Annotated in this window: 2 protein-coding genes; both read left to right on the top strand. The window is 58.2% G+C overall.

Annotation, left to right across the window (positions count from 1 at the left end; all coding sequences use genetic code 11):
• On the top strand, positions 1-275 hold a 275-nt coding region (locus tag ACWGTO_RS33640), incomplete at its 5' end, for a PLP-dependent transferase (RefSeq protein WP_454578975.1).
• Positions 276-279: 4 nt separating this feature from the next.
• Positions 280-849 (top strand): gamma-glutamyl-gamma-aminobutyrate hydrolase family protein (locus tag ACWGTO_RS33635; protein WP_454578974.1); only part of this gene is annotated, 570 nt, incomplete at its 3' end.

The raw sequence follows: 849 nt of genomic DNA, 5'->3' as shown, positions 1-849 counted from the left end.
GCGACTATGGCGGCCCGATGATCGTTTTCGAGATCGTCGGCGGTATCGATGCCGGCCGCCGGTTTATCGAGCGCCTACAACTCGTCTACCACGTTGCAAACATCGGCGATGCGAGGACACTCGCCACGCATCCGGCCTCCACGACGCATGCGTCGGTGCCGCAAGCGGCGCGCCTGGCTTCCGGCGTGCGCGACGGAACGATTCGGATTTCCGTCGGGCTTGAACATGTCGACGATATCCTTGCTGATATCGGGCAAGCCCTTGAGGGGGCCTGACATTGTGGCCGCTTTGGCAGAAGACAGCCGGGCGATCGTTGGTGTCGTTTGCGATCGCCAGACGGTTGACGGCGTTGCTTATGATGTGGCGCGCGCCCGTTATCTCGAAGCATTGCGCCTCACCGCTGGCGTCGTTCCAGTCCTGATCCCAGGGGGACTTACCGACAAAGAGTTGCGGACCTGCCTGTTGGCCTTCAATGGATTGCTCCTGACCGGCGCGGTTTCAAATGTATCACCGTCACGGTATGGGGGTCCGAAAGCTTGCGCCAGCACGCTTGATCTTGATCGCGACAGGACGAGCATCGCTGCGATCGAGATTGCTTTGTCGCTGGGTGTCCCCTTGTTCGGAATCTGCCGTGGGTTGCAGGAACTCAATGTTGCACTTGGAGGCACCCTTTCAAGCAATATCTCGGAAGGTGAAGGCCGAGGTGTGCATGTCGAAGATCTGTCTCTCCGGCGTGATCTTCAATACGCTCCCTCACATGGAATTGTCGCTGAAGGTAATGGCCATATAGCGGAGTGCATTCGCCGCCTTAAGACAAATTCTATTTCCGTCAACACACTGCACCAGCAG

Source organism: Mesorhizobium sp. PL10 (assembly GCF_053714315.1).
This window is presented reverse-complemented; position numbering and strand designations above follow the sequence as displayed.